This window comes from Streptomyces sp. NPDC006510 (assembly GCF_040611955.1).
Lineage (GTDB): Bacteria > Actinomycetota > Actinomycetes > Streptomycetales > Streptomycetaceae > Streptomyces.
In genome coordinates this window covers 1-2,162 of the sequence record NZ_JBEXPH010000415.1, presented here as the reverse complement: position 1 = coordinate 2,162, position 2,162 = coordinate 1, and the positions used below count along the sequence as shown (strand labels likewise).

Here is a 2,162-nt window from a genome sequence, read left to right as displayed (position 1 = left end):
TGGTATGGGGGGGTTTCAACGCCCCCTCTAGTGGGTCCGCGTGGTTTGTGGTATCCGTGCGGGTGTGCCCGGCCGGGCACACCCGCACGGACCGTCGGGGGCTCAGGTCCCCGTACGCAGTCCGGCCAGGAGCTGGTAGACGGTCTCGGTGCCCTGCCGCAGTGCTTCGACGCCGATGTGTTCGTCGGTGCCGTGCATCCGCTTGAGCATGTCCCGGTTCACGGTGAACGGGTACATGCCGTACACCGGTACGTTCTGTTCCCGGAACGGCACCGCGCTGGTGACCGCCTCGAACTGGCAGGCGGTGGCCCGTACTCCGGGGTGGGTCCGGCGTACGGCGCTCTGCCAGGCGCGGAAGACGTCCGTGTCGTAGTCGGAGTCGGGCGTGGCCAGATAGCCGCGCAGCCGGTCCAGGGCCTGCTCCTCGCTCTCACCGGGGTTGCCGACCACACTCAGCTTCGCCCGGTTGCCGATCAGCGAGCGCAGTTCGGCGACGGTGCGTCCCGGGTCCTCGGCGCCCGGCAGGAACGCGGCCCGGAAGTCCGCGGTCGCCGTGCCCGGCACGATGCTCGGGTAGTAGCCGGACCGGGCGGCGGTGAAGGCGAGAGTGGTCCGCAGCATCGCATTGTGCAGCTCCGGGGTCTCGCTGAGCCGCACCACCGCCTCCCCCGCCCTGTCCCGCTGCTGGTCCGTGCGGGCGGCGAGCAGCTCCCGCAGCGCCTCGGCGAACGGCCGGTCGGTGGTGGCCTCGGCCAGTTCGGCGAAGTACCGCCGGGACAGTGCGTTCGGGCGGATGTGGGCACGCCACTGCCCGAGCTGGTCGAGCACCTCGCCCAGCCGGATCACCGCCTGTCCGGTGAACGGCTTGGACGTGTGGGTGGCATACGAGGCGGTCTCCAGGCGCAACAGCAGGGAGCGCTTGTCGTTGCAGGTGAGCGAGGCGATCATGGGCGAGCTGCCGTCGCGCTGGTTGAGTACCCAGCCGCCCTCGGTGACGACCGCGCCCGCCGTCACCTTGCCGGGGTGCTCGGTGAGGAACCAGCGCACGCCGTAGGGGCCCTGTTCCTCGTCGCAGTCGGACCAGAAGACGATGTCGCGGTCGAAGGCCGCTCCCTCTCGGACATGGCGCAGCAGGGCGGCGACGAAGGCGGCGTTGACGCCCTTCATGTCCAGCGAGCCGCGGCCGTACAGCTTGCCGTCCTTGATCTCTCCGGCGAAGGGGTCCGTCTCCCACGTGTCGCCGATGGCGGGCACCACGTCGGAGTGGCCGAGCAGGACGAGGGGCTTCTTCGTGGCCGGTCCGCCCGCGGGGATGCGGGCGAAGAAGTGGACGTTGCCGTCCTTCGGTGTGGGCACGATCTCGGTGCTGACGCCGGCGGCGCGGAAGATGTCCTGGAGCATCCGGGCGAGCGGCAGGGTGACCGCGCCGTCGCCGGGGTTGCTGGTGTTCTGGCGGATCATGGCGACGGCCAGGCCCACGGGGTCGGTGGGGTCGCCGTCGAAGGAGACACTGCCCGTCCCCGTCGCTCCGGCGGCCCGCGCCGCCGGGGATGCCGACGCGACCGCGCCGAGGCCCAGCACCGTGGACGCGACCGCCGTCGCCCCGGCGCCGAGCACGGAGCGCCGTGACGGCCGGGTTCCGGGGAGGCCGTCGAGGCAGGCGGCGATGACCGCGGCCGGATTCTCCTGGTGCGCGTAGTGACCGCCCTCGACGGACATCAGGGTGCATTCGCCCCGGGTCCACTCGACCCAGCGGCGCACGGTGACCTCGGGCACGTGCGGGTCGTCGGTGGCCCACACCGCACGCAACTCGACCTGTGGAACGGCTCCTTGACGCCCGTCGTACCCGGCGGCCAGCCGCAGATCGGCGATGACGGGAGGCAGCAGCACTTCCTCGAACTCGGGGTCCGCCAGCAGCTCCGGGTCGGTCAGTCCGGTCCCGGCGACGAAGGCACGCGCGTCCTCGACGGTCACGTCCTCGCCGCGGCCGTGGAAGTCGGCGGGGCACTGTGCGGCCACCGCGCACAGCCGCGCGACGGGTACCCCGGCGTCGAGCAGCCGACGGCAGGTCTCGTAGGCCAGCAGGGCGCCGAGGCTGACCCCGATCAGCACCAGGCGCCGCCCGCCCCGCAGTTCACGGATCCCGGCGGCCACCGCGTCGG

Annotated in this window: 1 protein-coding gene; it reads right to left on the bottom strand. The window is 72.2% G+C overall.

Annotation, left to right across the window (positions count from 1 at the left end; translation table 11 throughout):
- Nucleotides 1-102: 102 nt before the first annotated feature.
- The coding region (locus ABZY11_RS44065; protein ID WP_356484558.1) for a M20/M25/M40 family metallo-hydrolase at nt 103-2,162 on the bottom strand (2,060 nt) is incomplete at its 5' end.